Source organism: Aureimonas psammosilenae (genome assembly GCF_009176975.1).
Taxonomy (GTDB): domain Bacteria; phylum Pseudomonadota; class Alphaproteobacteria; order Rhizobiales; family Rhizobiaceae; genus Plantimonas; species Plantimonas psammosilenae.
This window is the reverse complement of sequence record NZ_WEZG01000003.1, coordinates 274,591-296,169: the sequence shown is the minus strand read 5'-3', so window position 1 is coordinate 296,169 and position 21,579 is coordinate 274,591. Positions and strand designations below refer to the sequence as shown.

At 63.0% G+C, this 21,579-nt stretch carries 25 protein-coding genes; 10 read left to right on the top strand and 15 right to left on the bottom strand.

The features are described 5' to 3' along the window. Positions 1-52: 52 nt before the first annotated feature. The 10 genes from pth to lgt form a co-directional block, all read right to left on the bottom strand. Positions 53-775: an aminoacyl-tRNA hydrolase gene (pth, locus tag F9929_RS08110; RefSeq protein WP_152046051.1), complete on the bottom strand. Its 723-nt coding sequence runs from the start codon at positions 773-775 to the stop codon at positions 53-55. A gap of 21 nt (positions 776-796) precedes the next feature. Next, positions 797-1,441, bottom strand: a complete 645-nt coding sequence (locus tag F9929_RS08105) for a 50S ribosomal protein L25/general stress protein Ctc (protein WP_152046050.1) — start codon at positions 1,439-1,441, stop codon at positions 797-799. Positions 1,442-1,619: 178 nt separating this feature from the next. Continuing rightward, positions 1,620-2,540 (bottom strand): EamA family transporter, encoded by a 921-nt coding sequence (locus F9929_RS08100; protein WP_152046049.1) that lies wholly within the window; start codon positions 2,538-2,540, stop codon positions 1,620-1,622. Positions 2,541-2,592: 52 nt separating this feature from the next. Continuing rightward, positions 2,593-3,561 carry a magnesium/cobalt transporter CorA gene (gene corA / locus F9929_RS08095; protein WP_152046048.1) on the bottom strand — a complete coding sequence of 323 codons (969 nt, stop codon included), beginning with the start codon at positions 3,559-3,561 and terminating at the stop codon, positions 2,593-2,595. A 13-nt stretch (positions 3,562-3,574) separates the two neighbouring features. After that, positions 3,575-4,507 (bottom strand): ribose-phosphate pyrophosphokinase, encoded by a 933-nt coding sequence (locus F9929_RS08090; protein WP_152046047.1) that lies wholly within the window; start codon positions 4,505-4,507, stop codon positions 3,575-3,577. 158 nt (positions 4,508-4,665) lie between these two features. Then, the gene (locus F9929_RS08085; protein ID WP_152046046.1) at positions 4,666-5,172 is read right to left on the bottom strand and encodes a hypothetical protein; all 507 of its coding nucleotides are present in this window, start codon (positions 5,170-5,172) and stop codon (positions 4,666-4,668) included. Continuing rightward, positions 5,172-6,323, bottom strand: coding sequence for a M24 family metallopeptidase (locus tag F9929_RS08080; RefSeq protein WP_152046045.1), 1,152 nt, complete (start codon positions 6,321-6,323; stop codon positions 5,172-5,174). Before F9929_RS08080 ends, F9929_RS08085 begins: the two co-directional genes overlap by 1 nt. 9 nt (positions 6,324-6,332) lie before the next feature. Continuing rightward, entirely contained in the window at positions 6,333-7,124 is a 792-nt protein-coding gene (gene pgeF, locus F9929_RS08075) for a peptidoglycan editing factor PgeF (RefSeq protein ID WP_152046044.1), read from the bottom strand. Between the two features lie 48 nt (positions 7,125-7,172). Next, positions 7,173-8,267: a class I SAM-dependent methyltransferase gene (locus F9929_RS08070; protein WP_152046043.1), complete on the bottom strand. Its 1,095-nt coding sequence runs from the start codon at positions 8,265-8,267 to the stop codon at positions 7,173-7,175. Next, the gene (lgt, locus tag F9929_RS08065) at positions 8,264-9,145 is read right to left on the bottom strand and encodes a prolipoprotein diacylglyceryl transferase (RefSeq protein WP_152046042.1); all 882 of its coding nucleotides are present in this window, start codon (positions 9,143-9,145) and stop codon (positions 8,264-8,266) included. Before lgt ends, F9929_RS08070 begins: the two co-directional genes overlap by 4 nt. A gap of 83 nt (positions 9,146-9,228) precedes the next feature. Between lgt and F9929_RS08060 the strand changes: the two genes are divergently transcribed. The 4 genes from F9929_RS08060 (at position 9,229) to F9929_RS08045 (ending at position 11,560) form a co-directional block, all read left to right on the top strand. Beyond that, positions 9,229-9,555, top strand: coding sequence for an accessory factor UbiK family protein (locus F9929_RS08060; RefSeq protein WP_152046041.1), 327 nt, complete (start codon positions 9,229-9,231; stop codon positions 9,553-9,555). 336 nt (positions 9,556-9,891) lie between these two features. After that, entirely contained in the window at positions 9,892-10,380 is a 489-nt protein-coding gene (locus F9929_RS08055) for a type III secretion system chaperone family protein (RefSeq protein ID WP_152046192.1), read from the top strand. Beyond that, positions 10,377-11,207, top strand: a complete 831-nt coding sequence (gene proC / locus F9929_RS08050) for a pyrroline-5-carboxylate reductase (protein ID WP_152046040.1) — start codon at positions 10,377-10,379, stop codon at positions 11,205-11,207. Before F9929_RS08055 ends, proC begins: the two co-directional genes overlap by 4 nt. Beyond that, the gene (locus tag F9929_RS08045; RefSeq protein ID WP_152046039.1) at positions 11,204-11,560 is read left to right on the top strand and encodes a tRNA-binding protein; all 357 of its coding nucleotides are present in this window, start codon (positions 11,204-11,206) and stop codon (positions 11,558-11,560) included. The genes proC and F9929_RS08045 overlap by 4 nt, the downstream gene beginning before the upstream one ends. Before the next feature lie 55 nt (positions 11,561-11,615). Here the strand turns inward: F9929_RS08045 and F9929_RS08040 are convergent, their stop codons facing one another. The 3 genes from F9929_RS08040 to F9929_RS08030 all read right to left on the bottom strand — a co-directional run bounded on the left by F9929_RS08040 (position 11,616) and on the right by F9929_RS08030 (position 14,324). Next, positions 11,616-12,911, bottom strand: a complete 1,296-nt coding sequence (locus F9929_RS08040; RefSeq protein WP_235919135.1) for an ATP-binding protein — start codon at positions 12,909-12,911, stop codon at positions 11,616-11,618. A gap of 133 nt (positions 12,912-13,044) precedes the next feature. Continuing rightward, positions 13,045-13,773: a response regulator gene (locus tag F9929_RS08035; protein WP_152046037.1), complete on the bottom strand. Its 729-nt coding sequence runs from the start codon at positions 13,771-13,773 to the stop codon at positions 13,045-13,047. Next, entirely contained in the window at positions 13,770-14,324 is a 555-nt protein-coding gene (locus F9929_RS08030) for a MarR family winged helix-turn-helix transcriptional regulator (protein ID WP_152046036.1), read from the bottom strand. Before F9929_RS08030 ends, F9929_RS08035 begins: the two co-directional genes overlap by 4 nt. 249 nt (positions 14,325-14,573) lie before the next feature. Between F9929_RS08030 and F9929_RS08025 the strand changes: the two genes are divergently transcribed. After that, on the top strand, positions 14,574-15,464 hold the full coding sequence (locus F9929_RS08025; RefSeq protein ID WP_152046035.1) for a branched-chain amino acid aminotransferase: 891 nt from the start codon (positions 14,574-14,576) through the stop codon (positions 15,462-15,464). After that, positions 15,461-16,129: an MBL fold metallo-hydrolase gene (locus F9929_RS08020; RefSeq protein ID WP_235919112.1), complete on the top strand. Its 669-nt coding sequence runs from the start codon at positions 15,461-15,463 to the stop codon at positions 16,127-16,129. The genes F9929_RS08025 and F9929_RS08020 overlap by 4 nt, the downstream gene beginning before the upstream one ends. Before the next feature lie 47 nt (positions 16,130-16,176). Here the strand turns inward: F9929_RS08020 and F9929_RS08015 are convergent, their stop codons facing one another. Together F9929_RS08015 and F9929_RS08010 are read right to left on the bottom strand one after the other, a co-directional pair. Continuing rightward, positions 16,177-16,773 carry a hypothetical protein gene (locus F9929_RS08015; RefSeq protein WP_152046034.1) on the bottom strand — a complete coding sequence of 199 codons (597 nt, stop codon included), beginning with the start codon at positions 16,771-16,773 and terminating at the stop codon, positions 16,177-16,179. A gap of 216 nt (positions 16,774-16,989) precedes the next feature. Then, positions 16,990-17,205: a cold-shock protein gene (locus tag F9929_RS08010; RefSeq protein ID WP_152046190.1), complete on the bottom strand. Its 216-nt coding sequence runs from the start codon at positions 17,203-17,205 to the stop codon at positions 16,990-16,992. Positions 17,206-17,809: 604 nt separating this feature from the next. Here F9929_RS08010 and F9929_RS08005 point away from each other — a divergent pair. From F9929_RS08005 to F9929_RS07995, 4 genes are all read left to right on the top strand, one after another. Beyond that, positions 17,810-18,136 (top strand): hypothetical protein, encoded by a 327-nt coding sequence (locus tag F9929_RS08005; protein WP_152046033.1) that lies wholly within the window; start codon positions 17,810-17,812, stop codon positions 18,134-18,136. 572 nt (positions 18,137-18,708) lie between these two features. Then, on the top strand, positions 18,709-19,383 hold the full coding sequence (locus tag F9929_RS08000; RefSeq protein WP_193227657.1) for a haloacid dehalogenase type II: 675 nt from the start codon (positions 18,709-18,711) through the stop codon (positions 19,381-19,383). Positions 19,384-19,686: 303 nt separating this feature from the next. Then, the gene (locus F9929_RS23945; protein WP_193227656.1) at positions 19,687-19,827 is read left to right on the top strand and encodes a hypothetical protein; all 141 of its coding nucleotides are present in this window, start codon (positions 19,687-19,689) and stop codon (positions 19,825-19,827) included. A gap of 32 nt (positions 19,828-19,859) precedes the next feature. Next, positions 19,860-21,536, top strand: coding sequence for an AIPR family protein (locus F9929_RS07995; RefSeq protein WP_152046031.1), 1,677 nt, complete (start codon positions 19,860-19,862; stop codon positions 21,534-21,536). Positions 21,537-21,579 lie beyond the last annotated feature (43 nt).

Below are 21,579 nucleotides of genomic sequence, written 5' to 3'. Positions count from 1 at the left end.
GGCTCTTTGGAATGCCGCGCGCGTCCGGTCAACGCCGCGATGGGCTCGCACGTCAGTCCTTGCGCCCGAACATCCGCTTCAGCATATCGGCCATCGGGCCGCTGGTCGGCAAGGCCGGCTTGGCGCCCGGCGTCCTGGCTTGGCGGATATGGCTCTGGCCCTTGGCCTTGGCGGGTGCGACCGAGCCCTTGGCCGAAACCGGTTCGTCGCCGGCCGTCGCCATGTGCAGCCGGTTCATGAATTGCGCGTCCTCTCCCTTCACGAGCATCTCCACGTGCCGTCCGAACGCTTCGATCAGCGGATCGAGCCAAACACGGTCCGACTTGTGGAAATCCGACAGGACATGGCCGTTGACGCGCTCCTTCGAGCCCGGATGGCCGATGCCGAGGCGCACGCGCCGGTACTCTTTGCCGAGATGCGCGTCGATGGATTTGAGGCCGTTATGGCCGCCATTGCCGCCGCCGACCTTCACCCGCACCTTGCCGGGCGTCAGATCCAGCTCGTCGTGGATCACGACGATCTGCGCGGGCTCGATCTTGTAGAAGCGCGCCGCTTCGCCGACGGATTCGCCGGACACGTTCATGAAGGTCAGCGGTTTCAGGAGAAGCACCTTCTCGCCGCCGATCACCCCTTCCGAAATCTCGCCCTTGAACTTCCTCGACCACGGCGAGAAACCGGGATGGCGCTGGATCTCGTCCAGCGCCATGAAGCCGATATTGTGGCGGTGCCCGGCATATTGAGGGCCTGGATTGCCCAGTCCGACGATGAGGAGCATACCGGACCCCGCCCGTATCGCTTACTTATCGCTGTCGTCCGAGGCCTGCTCGGTGACTTCGGTTTCCGGCGTCTCGGCGTCGAGCTCGTCGACTTCCTCGGCCATCGGCGGAACCACCGTGGCGATCACCGTATCGGCGGTGTCGACCAGCTTGACGTTGTTCGGCAGCTTCAGGTCTCCGGCGTGAATGGCCGCGCCGATGGCGAGACCCGTCAGGTCGAAGTGGAAGGCATCCGGGATCGCGTTGGCCGGGCTTTCGACCTGGACCGTGTGATGCGCGATGTTCAGCGTGCCGCCATCGGCCTTGAGGCCGGGCGCCGCGTCTTCGTTCTCGAAATGCACCGGGACCGAAACCGTGACGACGGTACGCTCGGAAACGCGTAGGAAATCGACATGGATCAGGAAGTCGCGGACCGGATCGAGCTGGTAGTCCTTCGGCAGGACCTTGATCGACTGGCCGCCCACTTCGACCGTCGCGATGGTGGTCTTGAAGCCGCCGGCATGGAGCTTCAGGAACGTTTCCTTGTAGGGAATCGCGATCGGCAGGGGTTCTTGCTTGTCGCCGTAGATCACGGCGGGAATCATTCCGTTGCGGCGAAGATGTCTGGCGGCCCCCTTGCCGACCTTCTCGCGCGCTTCGGCCTTGACCGTATAGGTCTCGCTCATGGCTGAAGTCCTTGTAGCATGTGTTCGGAGTTGCCGTTCGCGCCCCGGCTTGGAACCGGACCGAAACGACGAAAAGCGGCCGTGGCGGCCGCTTCACGCCCACGCTGCCTCCAAGGGTGTCCGCGCGGGCAGGCGGGCTATAGCTCGAAGTGCCCCTTCGCGCAAGAAAGCGGAAGGGTCAGGCGGCGGAGCCGGAACCCGGCGGCGTTTGGGGAACGCTCCTTCGTCCCTGCCAGCGGGCAGCCAGCATGCCGAGCGCCAGGCCGGCCAGAACGAGCGCCGCGGCGCCGAGCTTCCAGGCCGGGAGCGGCTCGCCGAGCCAGAAGGCCGAAGCGCCCATGCCGAAGACCGGAACGAGAAGTGCCATCGGCGTGACCGAAGCCGCGGGATAGCGCGACAGGAGAAAGCCCCAGGCTGCATAGCCGAAAAGCGTGTTGCCGACCGTCTGCCATAGAACGGCGCCCCAGGTCGCCAGATCCGCCTGAATGAGACCGGCGCGGATCGCCGGCCAGCCTTCGAGAAGAAACGACAGGATCAGGAGAGGCGGCGCGGAAAAAAGGCTCGCCCAGATCACGAACGGCAGCATGGCGCTGACACCGCTCTGCTTGGCGACGATGTTGCCGCAGGACCAGCAGAACGCCGCCGTCAAAGCGAGGACCAGACCGAAGGGCGTCGTCGTCCCGTCCGTATGGGCGGCGATCATCGCGATGCCGGACACCGCCAGAAGAAGCGCCAGGAGCTGATAGGCGCGGACCCGTTCCTTCGAGATCACCAGCGCGAGGCCGATGGTGAAGAAGACCTGCGTTTGGAGAACCAGCGAGGCAAGACCCGGCGAGATGTCCGAGCCCATCGCATAATAAAGAAGGGCGAACTGCCCGGAACCGATCAGGAGGCCGTAGGCCGCCAGGCTCCGCCAGCGCACGTTCGGCTTTGGGACGAGGAAGACACCCGGCAGGCAGGCGAGCGTGAAGCGCAGCGCACCGAAGAGAAACGGCGGCAGATGGTCGAGCGCCGTGCGGATCACGACGAAGTTCGTTCCCCAGACCGCGACCACGGCGAGACCGAGCAGGAAATGACGAAACGAGAGAGTGCCGCTCATAAGGGTCTTGTTTCAGGCGGCGCAAGGCTTGGAAAGCGGAGATTTGTCCCCGTCACAACCAGCCGCTGCGGCGGAAGCGCCAGAAAAGAAAGCCGGCGACGCCGAGGATGAGAGCGAGCGCACCGAAATAGCCGTAATGCCATTTGAGTTCGGGCATGAACTCGAAATTCATGCCGTAGACGCCCGCGATCGCGGTGGGAACCGCGAGGATCGCGGCCCAGGCCGCGAGCTGGCGGGTGATCGTGTTCTGGCGCTGTTGTTCGAGCAGGCTGGAGGCTTCCAGAACCGATGAGATCACTTCCCGCACGCCGTCGACGCGCGAGGCCGCGCGCTGCACCTGATCGTGGACGTCGCGATAATAGGGGCGGGCTTCCGCATCGAGATAGCCGACATCGAGATGGCCGAGCTTGCTCGTCATGTCCTCCATCGGCCCCATGATGCGGCGGAACCGGATCAGTTCGCGGCGGATGGTGAAGATGCGGGCGACCTCGGTGCGCGACAGGAATTCGTCCAGCGCGCGGCGCTCGATCTCCAGAAGCTCCTCCTCGATCGTTTCCACGATCGGCAGGTAGCAATCCACCACGAAGTCGAGAACGCCCCAGAGAACGTAGTCGACGCCGTATTTCAGGAGCTTCGGCGAGGCTTCGAGCTGCGCGCGCAGCTTGGTGTGATCGCGCATCGAACCTGTGCGGATCGTGACGATATAGCCCGGCCCGATGAAGATCGCGGTCTTGCCGTAGTGGACCGTGCCGCCTTCCAGATGCGCGGTGCGCGCGATGATGAAGATGTCGTTGCCGTAGATGTCGAGCTTGGGGCGCTGATGGTCCTGCGCCGCGTCTTCGAGGGCCAGCGGATGCAGGCCGAAGCAGGCTTTGAGTTGGGCGAGTTCCTCGATCGTCGGGTCGACGATGCCGATCCAGACGAACTCGCCGTGACCGACCGCGACGCTTTGCGGCTGCGCGATGGAAACCTCGCGGCTGCGCTTGCCGTCCAAATAGGCGTAGGCCGCGATTACCGCCATCGGCGCCGCCCGCTCAGTCGAAGAGGCTGGAAACGGAGCGCTCGGCCGTGGTGCGGGCGATGGCTTCGCCGAGAAGATTGGCCGTGGTGACCACGCGGATGTTCGGCGCGTTCAAAATGGCGGCCGTCGGCTGGATGGAATCGGAGATCACGAGTTCGGTGAGCTTCGACGCCGCGATGCGCGCCACCGCGCCGCCCGAAAGAACACCGTGGGTGATGTAGGCCTTCACGCTTTTCGCGCCGATCGCCAGGAGCGCGTCCGCCGCGTTGCAGAGCGTGCCGCCCGAATCGATGATGTCGTCCACCAGAAGACAATCGCGCCCGGTGACGTCGCCGATGACGTTCATGACTTCCGATTCGCCCGGCCGCTCGCGACGCTTGTCGACGATGGCGAGCGGCGCGTCGATGCGCTTGGCGAGCGCTCTGGCGCGAACCACACCCCCGACATCGGGCGAGACGACCATGGTGTTGATGAGGTTCTGGTGTTCCTTGATGTCGCGCGACATCAGCGGCACGGAGAACAGGTTGTCGGTCGGGATGTCGAAGAAGCCCTGAATCTGGCCGGCATGGAGGTCCAGCGTCATCACGCGGTCGGCGCCGGCCTCGGTGATGAGGTTGGCCACGAGCTTCGCCGAGATGGGCGTGCGCCCGCCGGCCTTACGATCCTGCCGCGCATAACCGAAATAGGGCAGGACGGCGGTGATGCGCTTGGCCGACGACCGGCGCAGCGCGTCGATCATGATCAGAAGCTCCATCAGGTGATCGTTCGCCGGATAGGAGGTCGACTGGATGACGAAGCAATCCTCGCCGCGCACGTTTTCCTGGATCTCGACGAAGATCTCCTGATCGGCAAAGCGCCTGACGGTCGCCAGGCCGAGCGGTCGCTCGACATATTTGGCGATGGCCTCGGCGAGTTGCCGGTTGGAGTTGCCGACGAAAAGTTTCATCGAGAATGTCCGCGCGTCCGTTCAACCGAAACGCTGCCCGCAGGGCTCGCACCGGTCCTGAAGGCGGCTGATTAGCAACATTGACCGAGGAAGAAAATCACGAAGCGCCCGGAGTCGGCTTCCGGACCTTAGAATCTTTCGCGAAATGGCGCATCAAATCAATCTGAGGTGGCAAGGCTTGCGGAGGAAGGGCCGAGGGCTGCGATGGTCCGCGACGCGATTTCTCTCAAGGTCGCCTCACCGACACCGGACCATGACGTGCCGCTGCCGCCGGTCTCGACCTGCCCTTGAATGCGGCTGATGCGCTCTCCGCCGGGGTCGACCACATCCCAGACATAAACGACCACTTCGCCACTCGCCCCATCCACGGTGGACAGGTAGCCCTTCAAACGGCGCGGCGCGATGCCTTCCGCGGCAGGGAGAATCGTGACGTTGGCGGTTCTCGCCGCTTCGCCGAGCGACATCGAAAGAAGTTGCGCCTTGTCCGCCGGGATGCCCACCGCCGGGAGGAACTGGATGGGTTCGGCCGCGGATGGGGCGGTGGAAACCGGTGCCATCGCCTGCGGCGTCGGTTCGCCGGGCGTCAGACCGAGGCCCGGATCAACGCTGCGGCAAGCGGCGAGAAGCCCGAGAAGGAGAAGCGCCGCGCTCCGCCGCCTCGCCATCAAGCCGCCACCCGTAGATCGAGGGACAGGCGCGACAAGGATTCCGGGGCGCCTTCGGTGGTCAGATAGGTCTGGCCGAGGGTCATCGCCGTTCCGGTGTCCGAGTCCATAATGATCATATGCGCGAACAGCGTCATGTTCGGCCGGATCTCGTCGGCATTCCCGGAGAAAAACATCTGCGGGTCCATCCAGGACGGCGCAAAGCGCGCGCCCACCGAATAACCGCATGCCGCGAGCCGGTGCCGCACGAGATCATGCGTTTCCATCACGGAGGCGTGGGCGTCGAACACCTCACCGAACGTGCGTCCGGGGCGCATCGCTTCCTCCACGGCGCTGAGCGCTTCGGTCGCGGCGGCGTGGAGTTCGATATGGCGCGGCGTCGGCGAGCCGATGACGACCGTGCGCATCAGCGGCGCATGGTACTGCGCTTTTACGCCGGCCCATTCCACGGTGAGCTGGTCCTCGGCATCGAGTCGGCGGCGGCCCGATTTATAGCGGCAGAGAAGGGCGTCCGGTCCCGAGCCGAAGATGAAGGAGTTGGCCGGATAATCGCCGCCCGCCTTCAGGATGGAGCCCTGCAGGGCGAAAAGCAGTTCCGCCTCGTCCGCCCCGGCATGGACGAGCGGCAACATGGTCTCGAAAGCCTCGTCGCCGAGCCGGGCGGCTTCCCGCGCGTAACCGATCTCGGCCGGGCTTTTCAGGACGCGGAGCGCGGGCACGAGATCCGATGCCTCCTTCAGCGAGGCAAAGGAGCCGAGACGGGCTTCGATCAGCCGGCCGTTGGCGGCGGTGAGGCCATGGGTGGACCATTCGACGCCGATGCGCGCGCCGAGCAGCCCCATGTCGTCCAGCATGTCGCGCAGATCGATGGTGGGATCGGCCTGCCCACGGTCGCGCCACACGGAAATGTTGTCGATGATCGAGGTGTGCCGGGCCTGTCGCAGATCGGCCGAGCGGGTGAGAAGCCGCATCTCGCCGTCCGCCTTCACGACGAGGCACTGGAAGAAGCAGAAGCCGAACGTATCGTAGCCGGTCAGCCAGAACATGGATTCCTGCGCGAACAGCAGCACGGCATCGAGCTTGCGCTCGACCATCTCCGTCAGGAGCCTGCCCTTGCGGGCGTCGAATTCCTCGCGCGTGAAGTGCAGCATGGTCGGTCCTTAAGCGAGCGCGATGGCCGAGAGCTGGCGTCCGTAATCCGGTTCGCCGCGATGCGTCGTGCGGCGATAGGAGAAGAAGCTGTCCTCCTCGCCATAGGTGCAGCGTCCGACGAACCGAGCCTCGCCGACACCCGCGCGCTCCAGCCGCGACAGGATGAGGCCAGGGAGATCGAACTGGCGCTTCGTGGCGTCGACGCCGGGCGCCAGGAAGTCGGCGGCCTTCGGATCGCCGGCGAGAATGCCGTCCGCCATGTCGGCGCCGATCTCGTAGGCGGCTTGCGTGATCGTCGGCCCGAGAACAGCCACGATGTCTTCCCGGCGCGCGCCGCAGCTTTCCATGGCCGCAATCGTCGCTTCCAGAACGCCGCCGGTGGCGCCCCTCCAGCCGGCATGAGCGGCTCCGACGACGCCCGCGCGAGCATCGGCAAACAACACCGGCCCGCAGTCGGCGGTCACCACCGCGATGGAGAGGCCGCGCGTCGCGGTCACGATGCCGTCGGCCTTCGGGCGGTCGCCGGCGAAGGGGCCGTCCACAACCACGGCGTCGGCGGAATGGACCTGCCAGGGCGTGACGAGATCAGGACCGGGCAGAACCAGAAAGGCCACCATTCTGCGGCGGTTTTCTTCCACCGCAACGGAATCGTCCTTCGAGCCGATTCCGGCATTCAGGCTTTCGTAGATGCCGGTCGAAATACCGCCGCGCCGGGTGAAGAAGGCGTGGACGACCCCGTTCAGGCTGAGGGCCTCATGTTGAACGGCATCGGCGGGGCGGATCGGTTGCGGCTGTGACATGGCATGTTCCGGCATGGTGCGGGACCGTGGTTCAGCTCATTCGCGAAGTCAATCGGCGAGCGGAAAGGGCGGCAAGGGCAAAGGCGAAGACGCCGCGACGAGCACCTTGAAGAGGCGTCCCATCTCGTTCTCGTTCGTCCCCGCGAGCCGGCTTGCGGCTGCTGAAACCTCGGCCTGCCGCTCGGGGTAAGAGCGACCGAGCGCCTGCGCGCGCTCTCGAAGGCCGAGCGCCAGAAGGAACTCGCCTTGCTCGGCGATCGGCGCGACTGATAGTCCGGCGCGCATCATCCGGACGGCGATCGCGGCGAAATCGACATGGCTGGTGATGTCGGCAAGGCCCGGCTCGGCCAGCGGGTCGGTGAAGCCGTGCTCGCGCACCGCCTGCAGGGTGTCGCCGAAACCAGGCCGGGCGTGGCCGTAATCGATCAGAAGCGCCGCGCCGCCGTGGCGGCCGATTCGCTGCGCGACGACGTCCGCGATGGCGATGCGTTGCGGCGAGGCTTCGAAGACCGTCCCGGGTTCGGGCTGTCCGAGGCGTTCGAGAAACGGGAGTGCCGCTGCCTCCGCCTCCGTCTCGACGAAGACAAGGCCGGCATCCGCGCCGAGCCCCACGCGCCGCTCGCGCCAGCCTTCGAGCGTCGCCACGAATTGCCGGATCGCCACGGCGTCCAGAAGCTCGTTGCCGACGAGGATCAGCGGGAGGGAGGCAAGCTCCTCGATGCGCCGCCTGTGCCGGATCGGCAGGTCGAAGGGTGCCAGACGCTCGGCCTGCAACTGCGCCAGACGATCGCTCGTCTCGACCAGTGTCACTTCGGCGGCTTTCAGGAAGTTCGCATCGAGACGACGGACGGTGCGCAGCATATCCGCCATCAACGTGCCGCGACCCGGCCCGACTTCCGCGAAAACGAAGGGGCTCGGGCTGCCGAGCGCACGCCACGCCGCGAGCGCCCAGGCCCCGAGAAGCTCGCCGAACATCTGGCTGATCTCCGGGGCGGTGGTGAAATCGCCGCCGCGCCCGAACGGATCGCGCGTCGTGTAGTAGCCGTTCTCCCGGTCGAAAAGCGCGATGTTCCAGTAGCGCTCGACCGTGATCGGGCCTTCCTGTCGGATCAGGTCGGCGATGCGCTGGCCCAGCGGCGTCATGGCTTGGCTGCGGAGCCGTCGATCTTGTCGCCGGCCGGCGCGGCATAGGCACGCGGCTTGGCGGTCGCGAGGCCCCAGGCGGCGACGAGCAGCATGGGAACCGACAGTTCCATGCCGCGCGTGAACCAGTCGGTTCCATAAAGGTAGCCGAGTTGCGCGTCCGGCATCCGAAAGAACTCCACGAAGATACGCATCGCCCCGTAAAGGCCGATGAACAGGGCTCCGACGAAACGCGGCCGCTTGAACATTTTGAAGTGGTGGGTCGCCACGCGAAGGATGAGCCACAGCACGATGCCTTCCAGAAGCGCCTCGTAAAGCTGGCTTGGATGGCGCGGGATTTCGCCGCCCGTCGGGAAGATCATCGCCCAGGGGACATTGGTCGGCGCCCCCCAGAGTTCGCCGTTCACGAAGTTCGCGACGCGCCCGAAGAAAAGGCCGAACGGCACGGAGGCGGCCACGACGTCGATGAGGCTGAAGAGCGGCACGCGGCTTTTCCAGGCAAAGCCGATCATCGCGACCACGACGCCGACAAGACCCCCGTGGAAAGACATGCCGCCTTCCCAAACCGCGAAGATCGCCAGCGGATTGGCGAGGTAACGGTCGAAATCGTAGAACAGGACCGAGCCGATCCGACCGCCGAGAATGATGCCGAAGGTGATCCAGACGATGAAATCATCGATGTTCTCGGGCGTAATCGGGGAAACGCCGTTCGGCCAGAGACGCTTGTTCGAAACGAGATGCCGGCCGTATAGCCAGCCGCAAAGGATGCCCGCGACATAGGCGAGGCCGTACCAATGCAGCGCGACGGGCCCGATCTGAAGGAAGACCGGGTCGATCTGCGGATAGGTGAGGAGGCCTGCGGCCGGTATGGAGATCATGGCGGGTCCTGCGCGGCGGCATTGCCAGCCGAAGCCCGCATGCCTAAGTCAGGTGCGACATATCACGAACCGGAGCCGCTGCCATGAACGCTCGAAGCCCGAACCGCGTGCTCGACGAGTTCGCCCGCATGATGACGGATGCCGCAGGCGCCGCGCAGGGCGTGCGCCGCGAGATGGAAGGCTTCTTCCGCAGCCAGGGCGAGCGCCTCGTCGGCCAGATGGATCTGGTTCAGCGCGAGGAGTTCGAGGCCGTCCGTGAAATGGCCGCGAAGGCGCGCATGGAAAACGAGGCGTTGAAGCGCCGCGTGGCCGATCTCGAGGCCAAGGCCGGAACCGCGTCGGCCGCGCATTCCAACCACGGCGAGACCCCCTTCGCAGGTGACGAACCGCCGGTTTCACCCGGCCCGTAAGGCCCGCGAATCGGTTATCCACAGGTTGCCAACAGATTTCAGCGGGCGTTTTCGACGCCCGTCATCTTCGCGAAAAACGCGAAGCGAGAGTCGTTTAATGGAATCCGCTCGTGGATCGATTCAGGCGAGACTAGCAGAAAGTCCTTAATAATTCGGATCGCCCCTTAAGTCGAAGAATCCGGTTCTGTAGACTGATTCATAAGGGTGATTCGCTGCCGGCCTGGCAGGCGGAGATTGCGCCGGCCTTGAGCCGCGCCGATCCTGCCGCCGCCGTCCCATCGACCATCCGCGAAAAGCCAAGCGAGAGGGCGGACCGCCTTGCGGACGATCGAGAACATGGAAATCCAGGAGCGGCGCGAGAATCCGGTCGATGTGATCGAGCTCGTCGCGTCCTCGCATGAATGGGAGTTCGAACGCTTCTGCGACGACGAGATCGCGGTCGCCGTCATCGGACGCTGCACGGAATATTCGGTTTCTTTCTCCTGGTTGGAAGAGTGCGAGGCGCTGCATCTCGGCTGCGCCTTCGATTTCGACGTGCCGGAGAACCGCGAGGTCGAGGTGCTGCGGCTTCTCGCCAAGATCAACGAACAGCTTCTCGTCGGCCATTTCGATCTTTGGCCGAAGGAGAACGCGGTGATGTTCCGCCATTCGCTGCTTCTGTCCGGCGGTGCGGAGGCGACGAGCCATCAGGCCGAACGGCTGCTCGGCGTGGCGCTGGAGAATTGCGAGCGCTTCTACCAGGCGTTCCACTTCGTGGTTCAGGGCGGTAAGACCGCCGGCGAGGCGCTGGCTTGGTCGCTGTTCGAGACCGTTGGCAACGCATGAGCGATTCTCTGCGCGATATCGGCCGGGTGCTGCTGGTCGGCGCCGGCAATATGGGCGGCGCCATGGCGCGCGGCTGGGTCGGAGCGGGCGCTCGGCCAAGCTCGATTCACGTCGTCGATCCGCGCCGTTCCGAAGCGCTGGAGCCCTTCTTCGCCGACGGCAGTCTGGTTTATTCCGCCGCCGTGCCGAGCGGGACATTCGATATCGTGGTTCTCGCGGTGAAACCGCAAATGATGGGCGAAGCGTTGCCGGCTTTGCGCTCGGTTTTACGCCCCGACACGCTGGTGATCTCCGTTGCAGCCGGCACCACGACGGCGACGATCGCCTCCCTTCTCGGAGACGTGCCCGTGGTGCGCGCCATGCCGAACACACCCGCCCTGATCGGGCGCGGCATCACCGGATGCTTCGGCGATGCGCGCGTTTCTGCGCGTTCGCGGCGCGACGCGGAAGCTCTTCTGATCGCCTGCGGCTCGGTGCTCTGGGTCGAGCGCGAAGCGGATATCGATGCCGTGACGGCCGTGTCCGGCAGCGGGCCGGCCTATGTCTTCCTCCTGGCCGAGACGCTGGCGTCCGCCGGTGAGGCCGTCGGTCTGTCGCGCGATCTCGCCCTGACGCTGGCGCGCCATACGGTGGCGGGCGCGGGCGAATTGATGATCCGGTCTGAGGACGAACCTTCGACCCTTCGGCGCAACGTAACCTCGCCGAACGGCACGACGCAGGCCGCGCTCGACGTTCTGATGGCCGCGAACGGCTTAGGCCCACTGATGCGCGACGCCGTGGCCGCCGCCGCCCGCCGCGCTGCCGAGCTTGCCGGAGACAAGACGTGAGCGAAGATGCCCCAACCGGCCAGATCGCCTATGACGACTTCCTGAAGGTCGATATCCGCGTCGGCACGATCATCGCCGCAGAGCCCTTTCCGCAGGCGCGCAAACCTGCCTTCAAGCTCCAGATCGACTTCGGCGAGGCGATCGGCGTGAAAAAGTCCTCGGCGCAGATCACCGTGCATTACAGGCCCGAAGAACTGGTCGGTCGGCAGGTGATCGCGGTGGTGAACTTCCCGCCGCGCCAGATCGGCCCGATGCGCTCCGAAGTCCTGACGCTCGGGGTGCCGGACGAGGCCGGCGAAGTCGTGCTGCTCGCGCCCAGCATCAAGGTACCGAACGGCGGACGCCTGTTCTAAGAGGCTGTCTGAAAATTCCTCGTCGCCCCTCCGCCGGGGACTTTTCAGACAGCCTCTAAGCGGGAATCCGAACGAGAGCCCGCAAGCCACCCATCGCGCTGTCGGAAAGAAGGATGTCGCCGCCATGGCTGCGGGCGACGTCCCGCGCGATGGAAAGACCGAGGCCGGTTCCGCCCGCATCGATGTTGCGGGCCGTGTCGAGCCGCACGAAAGGCTTGAAGACCTCCTCGCGCTTGTCGGCGGGAATGCCGGGCCCGTCGTCTTCCACGGTGATCGTCAGCCAGCGCCCTTCGCGACGGGCCAGCACCGCGACGTGCTGGCCGTGGCGCAGGGCATTGGACACGAGGTTCGTCACGAGCCGGGTGAAGCTGTCGGGGCGCACGGCGATGAGCGGGTCGATCTCGACTTCGGATGTCAGCGACTTGCCCTTGCGCTCGGCATCGGCTTCGAGGCGGGCGAGCATGTGCTCCAGATCGAGTTCGCCGACATCCTCGCCCTGTTCGTCGCGCGCGAAGGCCAGATAGCCTTCCAGCATCCGCTGCATTTCCTCGACGTCGCGTTGCAATTCGCGCTTGTCCTCGCTGTCTTCCATGAATTCGAGCTGGAGGCGAAAGCGGGTGAGGATGGTGCGCAGATCGTGGCTGACGCCGTTCAGCATCTGCGTCCGCTGCTCGATCTGGCGTTCGATCCGGTCGCGCATCTGGATGAAGGCCAGCGAAGCGCGGCGGACTTCCGAAGCACCGGAAGGTCTGAAATCGGTAGGCGCCGCTTGGCCGCGCCCGAAACTGTCGGCGGCGGCGGCGAGCGCCTGGATCGGGCGGATCTGGTTGCGCAGAAACAGGATCGCGATCAGGAGCAGGACGAGCGAGGACGCTACCATCCAGACGATGAAGATATGGGTGTTCGACGCATAGGCGGAATTGCGCCGGGCGAAGACCTGAAGCACGCGGTCGGGAAGCTGGATACGCACTTCCACCACCTTGGATTCGCTGGCGGTGTCGATCCAGAACGGGCGCCCGATCTGGTCGCGGATTTCGTCGCTGAGAATGCCGTCGAGAATGTTGAAGATGTCGCTGCGGCGCGGCGCGGGCAGGGGCGTGGGCGGCAGGATCTTGACGCTGAGTTCCAGCCGGTCGTTCGCGATCCTCTGGATAAGCGCGAAGTTCTCGGGCTGCGGGAAGGCCTCGATGAGGTCGATCGTCGCCGCGATGTCCTGAACGACGGCCGTCGACAAACGCTGCGTGACGAGCTGCCAGTGCCTCTCCATGAAGAGATACACGACCACCGATTGCATCAGCACCATCGGCGCGATGATGATGATGAGCGATCGGGCATAAAGGCCTTTCGGCATCTGCCGCCCGAACCAGCGGGGCAGGCGGCGCAGCGGGCGGCGTAACGGTTCGGCGGCGGCGGAAGCGCCCGGCAGCGTGTCGCGCAGGCTGTGCAGCCTGTTTCCAGTCAGGCGCTCGATCAGCGACATCGCCTCAATCCACGTTCAGGCGGTAGCCGATGCCGCGCACCGTTTGCAGCCAGAGCGGGTTGGCCGGATCGCTCTCGATCTTGCGCCGCAGACGGTTGATCTGGACGTCCACCGTCCGCTCGCCGACTTCCGTTTCGTCGCCCAGAAGGTCCTGGCGCTGGATGGTTTCCCCGGCCTTGCCGGCAAATTGCGACATGATCTCCTGTTCACGCTCGGTGAGGCGGATGATCTCGGCGCCGCGCTTCAACTCGCGGCGGGCCAGCGAGAAGGTGAAGGGGCCGAACCGGACATTGTCCACCTTCAGAACCGGGGCAGGGGCGCCGCGCTTCAGGATGTTGTTGATGCGAAGAACGAGTTCGCGCGGGTCGAAGGGCTTGGCCAGATAATCGTCGGCGCCCGCTTCCAGACCCTCGATCCGGCTTTCGGTTTCAGAGCGCGCGGTGAGCATCAGGATCGGCGTATCGCGCTCCGCCGAGAAACTGCGCACCAGATCGAGCCCGCTTTCGCCCGGCATCATCACGTCGACCACGAGAAGGTCGAAATCGAGGCCGGACAGGATCACCCGCGCTTCGGCCGCATCTGCCGCCATCGAAACGCGGAAGCCGCGCTCGGACAGAAAGCGCGACAGGAGGCCGCGAATGCGGCGGTCGTCGTCCACGACCATGATATGCGGCGCGTCGTCTTCCGGCGCTTGGCCGCTTACGGCTTGGGGGGTGCCCTGCGTCGAACTCATCCCGTTTCCTCCTTCGCCGATCCGATGCCCTGGCGGTCGAACCAGGCGATGGTGGCTTCACGGTCGCCTGCCATTTCCAGAAGGAAATGCGTGATCGAACGCCGTTCGCCAGCATCGGTCGCTTCGAGCGCAGCTTCGATTCGATGGGCCTGCGCGCGAGACAGTTCCAGGGTCAGTTCCCGTCCGCGCGTCGTCGGGTAGAGATGGCGCTGGCGTCGATCCTCGCATCCTTGTTCCTGCTCGATGAAGCCGCCGTCAAGAAGCTGGCGCAGCACGCGCGACAAGGACTGTTTGGTGATCTGGAGAAGATCGAGGATGTCGGCCACCGTCATGCCCGGCGCGCGGTTGACGAAGTGCAGCACGCGATGATGCGCGCGCCCGAACCCGTACCGTTCGAGCACCATGTCGGCGTCGCCGGTGAACTCCCGGTAAGCGAAGAAGAAAAGTTCGATGATGCGAAAGTCCACGTCGCCCGTCGTGGGCAGGGGCTTGCGAACCACGGGAGGCGAGGCGGCCTGTTCGGAGGAGGAGCGGGAAATGTCTGCGTCCATCAAAATAGGTCAGTAATATTGACGTATCTGAGAGCCATTGTTACACCTCTCGTCGTCCCTTGGAACAGGGACGCTCCATCGCTTTTCGGTTCGGCAAATATCCACCTCTCCCTTTCTCCTTGATTCGTTCGTCAAAATGCGGGCGTCTTGTGCACGGAAGGACGAGAGATCGTCCGAAGCTTCGGAAATATCCGACAAGCGGAAACATACGGACAACGAGGAGATGCCCGAGAAGGGCACTGGACCGTCATGAGCGCAATTCCATTCGATCAGTTGAACGGCGAAATCTGGTTCAACGATGAGTTCGTCGCCTGGGGCGATGCGAAGATTCATGTGTTGAGCCATGGTCTGCACTATGCGAGCGCCGTCTTCGAGGGTGAGCGCGCTTATGGCGGCGAAATCTTCAAGCTGCGCGAGCATACGGAGCGGCTGGTCGAATCCGGCCGCATCCTCGGTTTCACGATCCCGTATTCCCTCGACGAGATCGACAGCGCCTGCAATGAACTCCTCCGTCGGCAGGGCTTTTCGGACGCCTATGTCCGGCCGATCGCGTGGCGTGGCAGCGAGTCCATGGGCGTTTCCGCGCAGAAGAACCGCATCAATGTCGCGATCGCCATCTGGCAATGGCCGAGCTACTTCAACCCGGAAGAGCGGATGAAGGGCATTCGGCTCGACATGGCCGAATATCGCCGTCCCGATCCGCGCACCGCGCCGTCCCGTTCCAAGGCGAGCGGCCTTTACATGATCTGCACCATTTCCAAACACGCCGCCGAGGCGAAGGGCTATGCGGACGCCCTGATGCTCGACTGGCGCGGCCATGTGGCGGAAGCCACCGGCGCTAACGTCTTCTTCGTGAAGGACGGCGCGCTCCACACGCCGACGCCCGATTGCTTCCTCGACGGCATCACGCGCCGCACCGTGATCGATCTGGCGCAGCGGCGCGGGATCGAGTTGAATGTCCGCACCATCATGCCGGAGGAACTGGAAGGCTTCACCGAGTGCTTCCTTTGCGGCACGGCCGCCGAGGTGACGCCGGTTTCCGAGATCGGCCCCTACCGCTTCTCGCCCGGCGAAATCAGCCGGCAGCTCGTCGCCGATTACATGAGCGAAGTGACGCCGAAGCGGATCGCGGCCGAGTGACGGACGCCCTTTCAAACAGCGGGTCGGACGGTTTCGGTATCGAGATCGTTCCGGTCACGCAATTCCAGCAGAACTGCGCGATCCTGTTCGATCCCGGCACGAAGGCTGCGGTGGTTGTCGATCCCGGCGGGGACGTCGAACTGATCCTCGCCGCGGTCGAACGTCTTGGCGTGACCGTCGAAGCGATCTGGCTGACGCACGGCCATATCGACCATGCGGGCGGCGCGATGGCGCTGAAGGAAAAGCTCGGCGTCGAGATCGTTGGGCCGCATGAAGCCGACCGTCCGTTGTTGGAGAATATCGAAAAGCAGGCGCAGATGTTCGGCGTGGGCGGTGCCCTCCGAAACGCCTACCCCGATCGCTTTCTCGCGGAGGGTGAGACGCTTGCGCTCGGCGATCTGCGGTTCGAGGTCCTGCATTGTCCCGGGCACTCGCCGGGGCATGTGGTGTTCTTCGAGCGCTCGCTGCGCTTCCTCCACGCCGGCGATGTCTTGTTCGCCGGCTCGATCGGGAGGACCGATCTGTGGGGTGGGGACCACGCGACCCTGATCCGTTCGATCAAGGAAAAAGTGCTGCCCCTCGGCGACGACGTTTCTTTTATCTGCGGGCATGGACCGGGAAGCACGGTCGGGCGGGAACGACTTTCCAACCCGTTTCTTCGATAGCATGGGCCGAGTCGGTCGGGGATCGGCGCCTCGACCGACAACCCTTTTTATTCGCCCGTGCAGAAGCGGCGAGCGCCGTTCTCATCGGTGAAGGTGCCGCGCGCCGGGTCGAAGTCGGCATGCGTGCGGGTGCAGTAGCGCTCCCAGCCTTCCGACCAGGGCTCCAGCGGAGCGCGGCGCGTGGCTTTGCTCGGCCCATCGTGCGGCTTGGCCTCCGCGGCGATGCGGATGATCTTCGCCGTTCCCACATAGCTGACCGAAACGTCGTCCTCCACCGGCTTGCGGTCGAGGCGGTCGGTTTCGACGTCGATGACGCGGGGCCCGCCGCCGTCGAGGGACGGGGTGCCGAGATAGATGACGCTCGATCCGCCGAAGCTCGGATAAACGCCGGCGAGGGAGCCGGCGCGCTGCAGCGGGGCGATGGAGTCGCGCAGGGTGACGAAGGAATTGTAGCGTGGGACGCGGATGTTCTCCGCGCCGTAATAAGGGCGCTCGGCGCCGTAGCCCGCGCCGGTGCCGCCATAGGCGCCGGTGGAAGCGGGGAGGCGGTCGATGGCGTAGGCTTCGCCGACATAGCCGCAAACGCCGCCGACAAGGGCGGTGAGAAGGGCGAGACCGAAGAGCGTCTTCGGGTTGCGGGGCATGGCATCTCTCCGATGGATCGGCGGAAAGCCGTCGGAGAAGCTGGTGCAGGAGGCGTGCCAGGCGAGGGCGTGCCGAAACGGGGCAGGTGGCGGGCAAAAGGCCTCAACCGATCAAAGCCGCCTGTCCGCTTGTCCCGAAATGAAACAGGGGCAGCCATGCCGCCCCCGTTCGAATTTCGTTGGGTGCCGCCGAGGATGCGGCGGCGGTGCCGAGGCTTAGTCGGCGGCCGAAAGGTTGACCGCCTTCGGGCCCTTGCCGCGCTTGTCCGGCTCGGTGTCGTAGGAGACCTTCTGGTTCTCCGTCAGACCCGGGAGCCCGGATGCCTGCACGGCGGAAATGTGGACGAAAATGTCCGGGCCGCCGGTATCCGGCTTGATGAAACCGAAGCCCTTTTCGGTGTTGAAAAACTTCACGGTGCCTGTCTGCGCCATCACTGTACTTCCATTTCCGGCTGTTCGCTTCGCCTTGTCGGCATCTGCAGGCAAGTCTCGAACTTCAAGAAAAGGAAGCGATACATCGTGGTAACTGCGGAAAGCAGCTTCCACTCGGAGTAAGCGTCTCCGATACGCAGTCCGCCCAGTCCCATGGTGTTCACGAAATTGCCCATGCACCCGAATTAATGCAATCGTCCGAAGACTTTTGCAAGTAGAACTTTCGTTGGGAGTTTTCTCTATTCGCTATCGTATGATGAAACCGGGCGAAACTATTGAGAACATGAGGAATATGCCCTCACGGGAATGTCGCGAAAGCTCTGCTTCCGCGCAAGCCCCGGTGGTTTTCGAGTTCGCCGGCTCATCTTTGGCGACACAAGAGTCGAAGCTTTCCGCGCCGCAAGGGAAGAGACGCGGCGACTTCCTGGAACCGTTCCATGACGAGACGAGGCAACACCGAAGCATCACGGCACTGTGTGGGCTTTTTCGCAACTGCGAAGGTTTTACGTCACCCGTGGCAGGAACGTTAACACTGGCTCCGCGTTGTTGTGGCAGAAATGGGCCTGGAATCGGGCAGCCGATTCGCCCTGAAGGGACCTCTGCCATGACGCGCATCCTCGTTGCCGCTCTCCTCACCGCCGTCGCTCTGCCGGCCGCCGCGCAGGACCGCGTCCGTTACTCCGCCCCCGAGCGCGTCGCGTCGATGGGCGGCCCGATCGAGAATCAGGTTTACGCGCCGGGCCTGCCGGGCGTCGGTTCGTCGGCCGGCATCACCACGGATCGCCCGAGCGGCCCCGGCGGCTTGTCGAACGGCGTCGGCGCGGTCGGCACCTTGATGCCGAACTCCTCCAGCTCCAACGGCCAGCTTCTGAACGACCAGGGCAACGGCATCGGCTTCCAGTTCGGCGCCCCGCGCCGCTTTGTCGACTGAGGGCTCGACGCCTTTCATTCTGCCAGCACGAGCGGCCCGCGCCCGGATCGAACCGGGGCGGGCCTTTTCGTGTCTCAAGCCTCCTTGCTGACGGTGCAGGAAGAAGGAGCGGCTCGGGCGCCGAAGGCAGACCCTCCGACGTATGCATTCGTCAAAACGGCCCGCCTTCGGCGCCCCGCACGGATGATTTCGACGCTTTGCCACCGGATGCCAGCTCCGGCGTCCCCCAAGCCTTCGACCGGACGGCTCATCCGGTCTCAAGGGCGTGATCCGACCATTGTCGCAGCCACACGGCCTTTCGGGTTCCTTCGGCTTGCTCCCGGACCGCCTTTATCATCGGCGGACCGGCTCGGGTTCGGCGTCGACCGGGCCTCGATCCCTCCGGTAGGGACAAAGACCCGGACCCGCCCGCCACCCCTTCGAACGATCCCGGTGATCATTCGCGCTCCTTCGTCGGGGCGGCGGTCCGGGGCATGATGTGCGAGACTTCGATTGCGGGGATAGATTTCTTCGCGGAACGGCGCGGGCGAGGGGGCGTTGCCTCCGCTCCAACCCTTGGCCGGAGAGTTTCCATGGTGCTGCGCCCGAAGGCCGTCGCCTTCGATATCATCGACACGGTCTTTCGCTTGGGAGCGCTCGTCCCCGCCCTGGAAGCGAACGGCATGCGGGCGGAGGATGTCGATACGCTCTATGCGGCGATGCTGCGCGACGCGATGGCTTTGGCAAGCGCCGGCGGCTATGCGCCTTTGCCGGACATTCTCGGCGGCGCGCTCGACCAGCTTCGCGCCAACCGGGGCATGGGGCCGAGCGAAACGGGACGCCAGGCGGTGGCGGACGCGATGAAGCGGCTCGACCCGCATCGCGACGCCAAGGAATGCTTCCGCCGCTTGCGGCAAGCCGGGATCGCCGTCCACGCTCTGTCGAACGGCGCGAAGAGCGCCACGGAGAAGCTGATCGACCGCGCCGGCTTCGCCGACTTCTTCGACGGGGTGCATTCGGTGGAAGGCCCCCGCAAATACAAGCCGCACCGCGCCGTTTATCTCGCGGCGCTCGGCGAGATGGGCTGCCTGCCGGAAGAAGCGATGCTGGTCGCCACCCATGCCTGGGACTGCCACGGCGCGAAACGCGTCGGGATGACGGCCGGCTTCGTGAAGCGCGGCCAGCCCTGGCCTCCCGCCTTCGACCGGCCGGACGTGATGGGCGAGGAACTGGTGGACGTCGCCAATGCCATTCTGGCGATGGGGTAGGGCGCGGCCGATCCCGCGCGACCTTCGATAAACGAAAAGCCTCGCATTCCCGAAGGAGTGCGAGGCTTTCGTGGCTCGATCGACGCCGCTGTCGGCGTTATCGGCAGGGAAGTTCGGGCCGCCAGTTCATCCGTGGTCGACCCTCGCTCCGAAGCGAGCCGTCCGTGAGAACAACCTCGCATGGGAGCCTTGGCTAAACCTGACCGATGACAGGGGAATGACAGGATGCAGCCCTTGCCTGCGAAAGGCCGCATCCGTGTATCATGAGGGGGAAAGCGATTCGAACACGAAAGCATGGCTCCCATGAAGCTCCCGGTTCTCCTCCTCGTCCTGTCCGGCGTCGCCCTCAGCGGCTGCCTGTCGAAGGTCCCGCCCGAGCAGCGCGCTGGGGATAGCTGGGTGAAGCGTGCGGAGATGACGAGCGGGCCAACGACGTTGAATTGAGCGACATGTAATATCATTACGGAGGATGTTCGATGAAGTCTAATGAACTGACCTACAATTCCTTGCAGAGAATTCTCAGTCCGTTTGTAGCAAAGGGTCGTTCTGAATCAGCGGCATTCTTGAATTGGTTTTTGGAGAATATATACCGCCTAGATGAAGTGGAGGCAGATGATGCTATCTGCGATGCCAGTAATGATAAAGGAATAGATGCAATATATGTCGATCACAACAATGAAGAAATTCATCTCTTTCAATGTAAAATACGACAGAAAGATAACGGAACCATCGGAGATGTCGACTTAAAGAACTTAAGCTCCTCAGTCAAGCAATTTGATACGAGTGACAAGGTAAAAAACGTTCTAGCTGGCAACGCTCATAGCGATTTAAAAAAGAACCTTGAGTCGAAAAATATTGCCGATCTTGTAGATAAAGGCTTCAAACTCGTTGGAGTATACGTCACTAATGAAAATCATGATTTAGCGTCCCGAGAATATTTGAAAGGTGATATTAGTTTACGCGTTTATGATCGGATCGAGATCGCAGACAATTATGTCGAGCTAGATCGTAAGGGCGGCATAACTGGTTTCTTCGAGTTTGACGTTAGCTATGTTGAGCCAATGGTCTTCGATGTAGATGGGTCAATCTCAACCTTTGTATTTCCGGCTCAAGCGTTGCAACTAGTTAAGCTGGAAGGTATCTCCGATGGAACATTATTCACCCAAAATGTTAGGTTTAGCTTGGGGAATACGTCTGTCAACAAGTCAATAACAAAGTCTGTCAGAAACAAGGGTGAGCACAAAAACTTTTCGTTGTTTCACAATGGCATTATCATGCTGTGCGAAAAGGCCAAATTGGACGGCAAGAAGCTCCGGGTCGAAAATTATTCGGTTGTCAACGGGGCACAAAGCTTATCGACATTTTATCGTAATAAAGGTGCTTTGACTGGCGATCTAAGAGTGCTGGCTAGGGTTGTTTCGCTAAATGACCAAGCGATGGCACGGAAAATCACTGAAAACAGTAATAATCAGAATTCCATCAAACCTCGAGACCTTCGATCGAACCATGATCTGATGACTAGGCTGCAAGCCGAGTTCAATAACAATCAAAAAGGGTACTTTTTCGAGATCAAGCGCGGTGAGGCCGTTCCACCTGAAAGGACGTCTATATCCAATGACCTAGCTGGTAGAATGCTAATGGCATTCGATCTGCGAAAGCCTTACGTTTGTCACCAAGTTTACAGTATTTTCGACGAAGGATACGCAGAGATATTCGGTCGAAAGGAGGTCGATTCGCAGAGGATAATTTTTCTCTATAATATTTATTCTCTTATCGGGGAGGCGGTTTCGAGGATAGAAAACATGCCATTTGCCCATTATGGTCTAACGAAGTTCTTTTTGATGTATACGGTAGGTAGAATATTGCGAAAGATACCTAAAACCCTACCAATAGTTCAAAGTCCTGCTGGTATGGCGCAATCTGGTTCAGAAGTTTTATTTTTAGATTGTCTGAAAGATTTAGTTGCTACAATCATTATTGATTTGAACTATGAAGTCAAAAGTAAGGGGATAGCTTTCGATTACAAGGCTGATATGAAAAGCCCTAGACAAACGGAGGAATGGGCTGACAGGCTTATACAATCCTACGAGAAAGATGCTGCTCGTGGGAAAGCTCAAAATTTCGAGGATTTGCCGTCTTTCAAGTCAATATAACGATCATTTGGAGAAGTGATTTTTATCAATGGAATCTGCCTCG

Excerpts from the sequence above, each read along its gene's own strand:
- F9929_RS08105 (WP_152046050.1), bottom strand. The coding sequence starts at position 1,441 with ATGAGCGAGACCTATACGGTCAAGGCCGAAGCGCGCGAGAAGGTCGGC.
- corA (WP_152046048.1), bottom strand. The coding sequence starts at position 3,561 with ATGGCGGTAATCGCGGCCTACGCCTATTTGGACGGCAAGCGCAGCCGC.
- F9929_RS08080 (WP_152046045.1), bottom strand. The coding sequence starts at position 6,323 with ATGCTGCACTTCACGCGCGAGGAATTCGACGCCCGCAAGGGCAGGCTC.
- F9929_RS08055 (WP_152046192.1), top strand. The coding sequence starts at position 9,892 with ATGGAAATCCAGGAGCGGCGCGAGAATCCGGTCGATGTGATCGAGCTC.
- F9929_RS08090 (WP_152046047.1), bottom strand. The coding sequence starts at position 4,507 with ATGAAACTTTTCGTCGGCAACTCCAACCGGCAACTCGCCGAGGCCATC.
- proC (WP_152046040.1), top strand. The coding sequence starts at position 10,377 with ATGAGCGATTCTCTGCGCGATATCGGCCGGGTGCTGCTGGTCGGCGCC.
- F9929_RS08035 (WP_152046037.1), bottom strand. The coding sequence starts at position 13,773 with ATGAGTTCGACGCAGGGCACCCCCCAAGCCGTAAGCGGCCAAGCGCCG.
- F9929_RS08085 (WP_152046046.1), bottom strand. The coding sequence starts at position 5,172 with ATGGCGAGGCGGCGGAGCGCGGCGCTTCTCCTTCTCGGGCTTCTCGCC.
- F9929_RS08025 (WP_152046035.1), top strand. The coding sequence starts at position 14,574 with ATGAGCGCAATTCCATTCGATCAGTTGAACGGCGAAATCTGGTTCAAC.
- F9929_RS08010 (WP_152046190.1), bottom strand. The coding sequence starts at position 17,205 with ATGGCGCAGACAGGCACCGTGAAGTTTTTCAACACCGAAAAGGGCTTC.
- F9929_RS23945 (WP_193227656.1), top strand. The coding sequence starts at position 19,687 with ATGAAGCTCCCGGTTCTCCTCCTCGTCCTGTCCGGCGTCGCCCTCAGC.
- F9929_RS08100 (WP_152046049.1), bottom strand. The coding sequence starts at position 2,540 with ATGAGCGGCACTCTCTCGTTTCGTCATTTCCTGCTCGGTCTCGCCGTG.
- F9929_RS08000 (WP_193227657.1), top strand. The coding sequence starts at position 18,709 with ATGGTGCTGCGCCCGAAGGCCGTCGCCTTCGATATCATCGACACGGTC.
- F9929_RS08030 (WP_152046036.1), bottom strand. The coding sequence starts at position 14,324 with ATGGACGCAGACATTTCCCGCTCCTCCTCCGAACAGGCCGCCTCGCCT.
- lgt (WP_152046042.1), bottom strand. The coding sequence starts at position 9,145 with ATGATCTCCATACCGGCCGCAGGCCTCCTCACCTATCCGCAGATCGAC.
- F9929_RS08015 (WP_152046034.1), bottom strand. The coding sequence starts at position 16,773 with ATGCCCCGCAACCCGAAGACGCTCTTCGGTCTCGCCCTTCTCACCGCC.
- pgeF (WP_152046044.1), bottom strand. The coding sequence starts at position 7,124 with ATGTCACAGCCGCAACCGATCCGCCCCGCCGATGCCGTTCAACATGAG.
- F9929_RS08060 (WP_152046041.1), top strand. The coding sequence starts at position 9,229 with ATGAACGCTCGAAGCCCGAACCGCGTGCTCGACGAGTTCGCCCGCATG.
- F9929_RS08070 (WP_152046043.1), bottom strand. The coding sequence starts at position 8,267 with ATGACGCCGCTGGGCCAGCGCATCGCCGACCTGATCCGACAGGAAGGC.
- F9929_RS08005 (WP_152046033.1), top strand. The coding sequence starts at position 17,810 with ATGACGCGCATCCTCGTTGCCGCTCTCCTCACCGCCGTCGCTCTGCCG.
- F9929_RS07995 (WP_152046031.1), top strand. The coding sequence starts at position 19,860 with ATGAAGTCTAATGAACTGACCTACAATTCCTTGCAGAGAATTCTCAGT.
- F9929_RS08040 (WP_235919135.1), bottom strand. The coding sequence starts at position 12,911 with ATGCCGAAAGGCCTTTATGCCCGATCGCTCATCATCATCATCGCGCCG.
- pth (WP_152046051.1), bottom strand. The coding sequence starts at position 775 with ATGCTCCTCATCGTCGGACTGGGCAATCCAGGCCCTCAATATGCCGGG.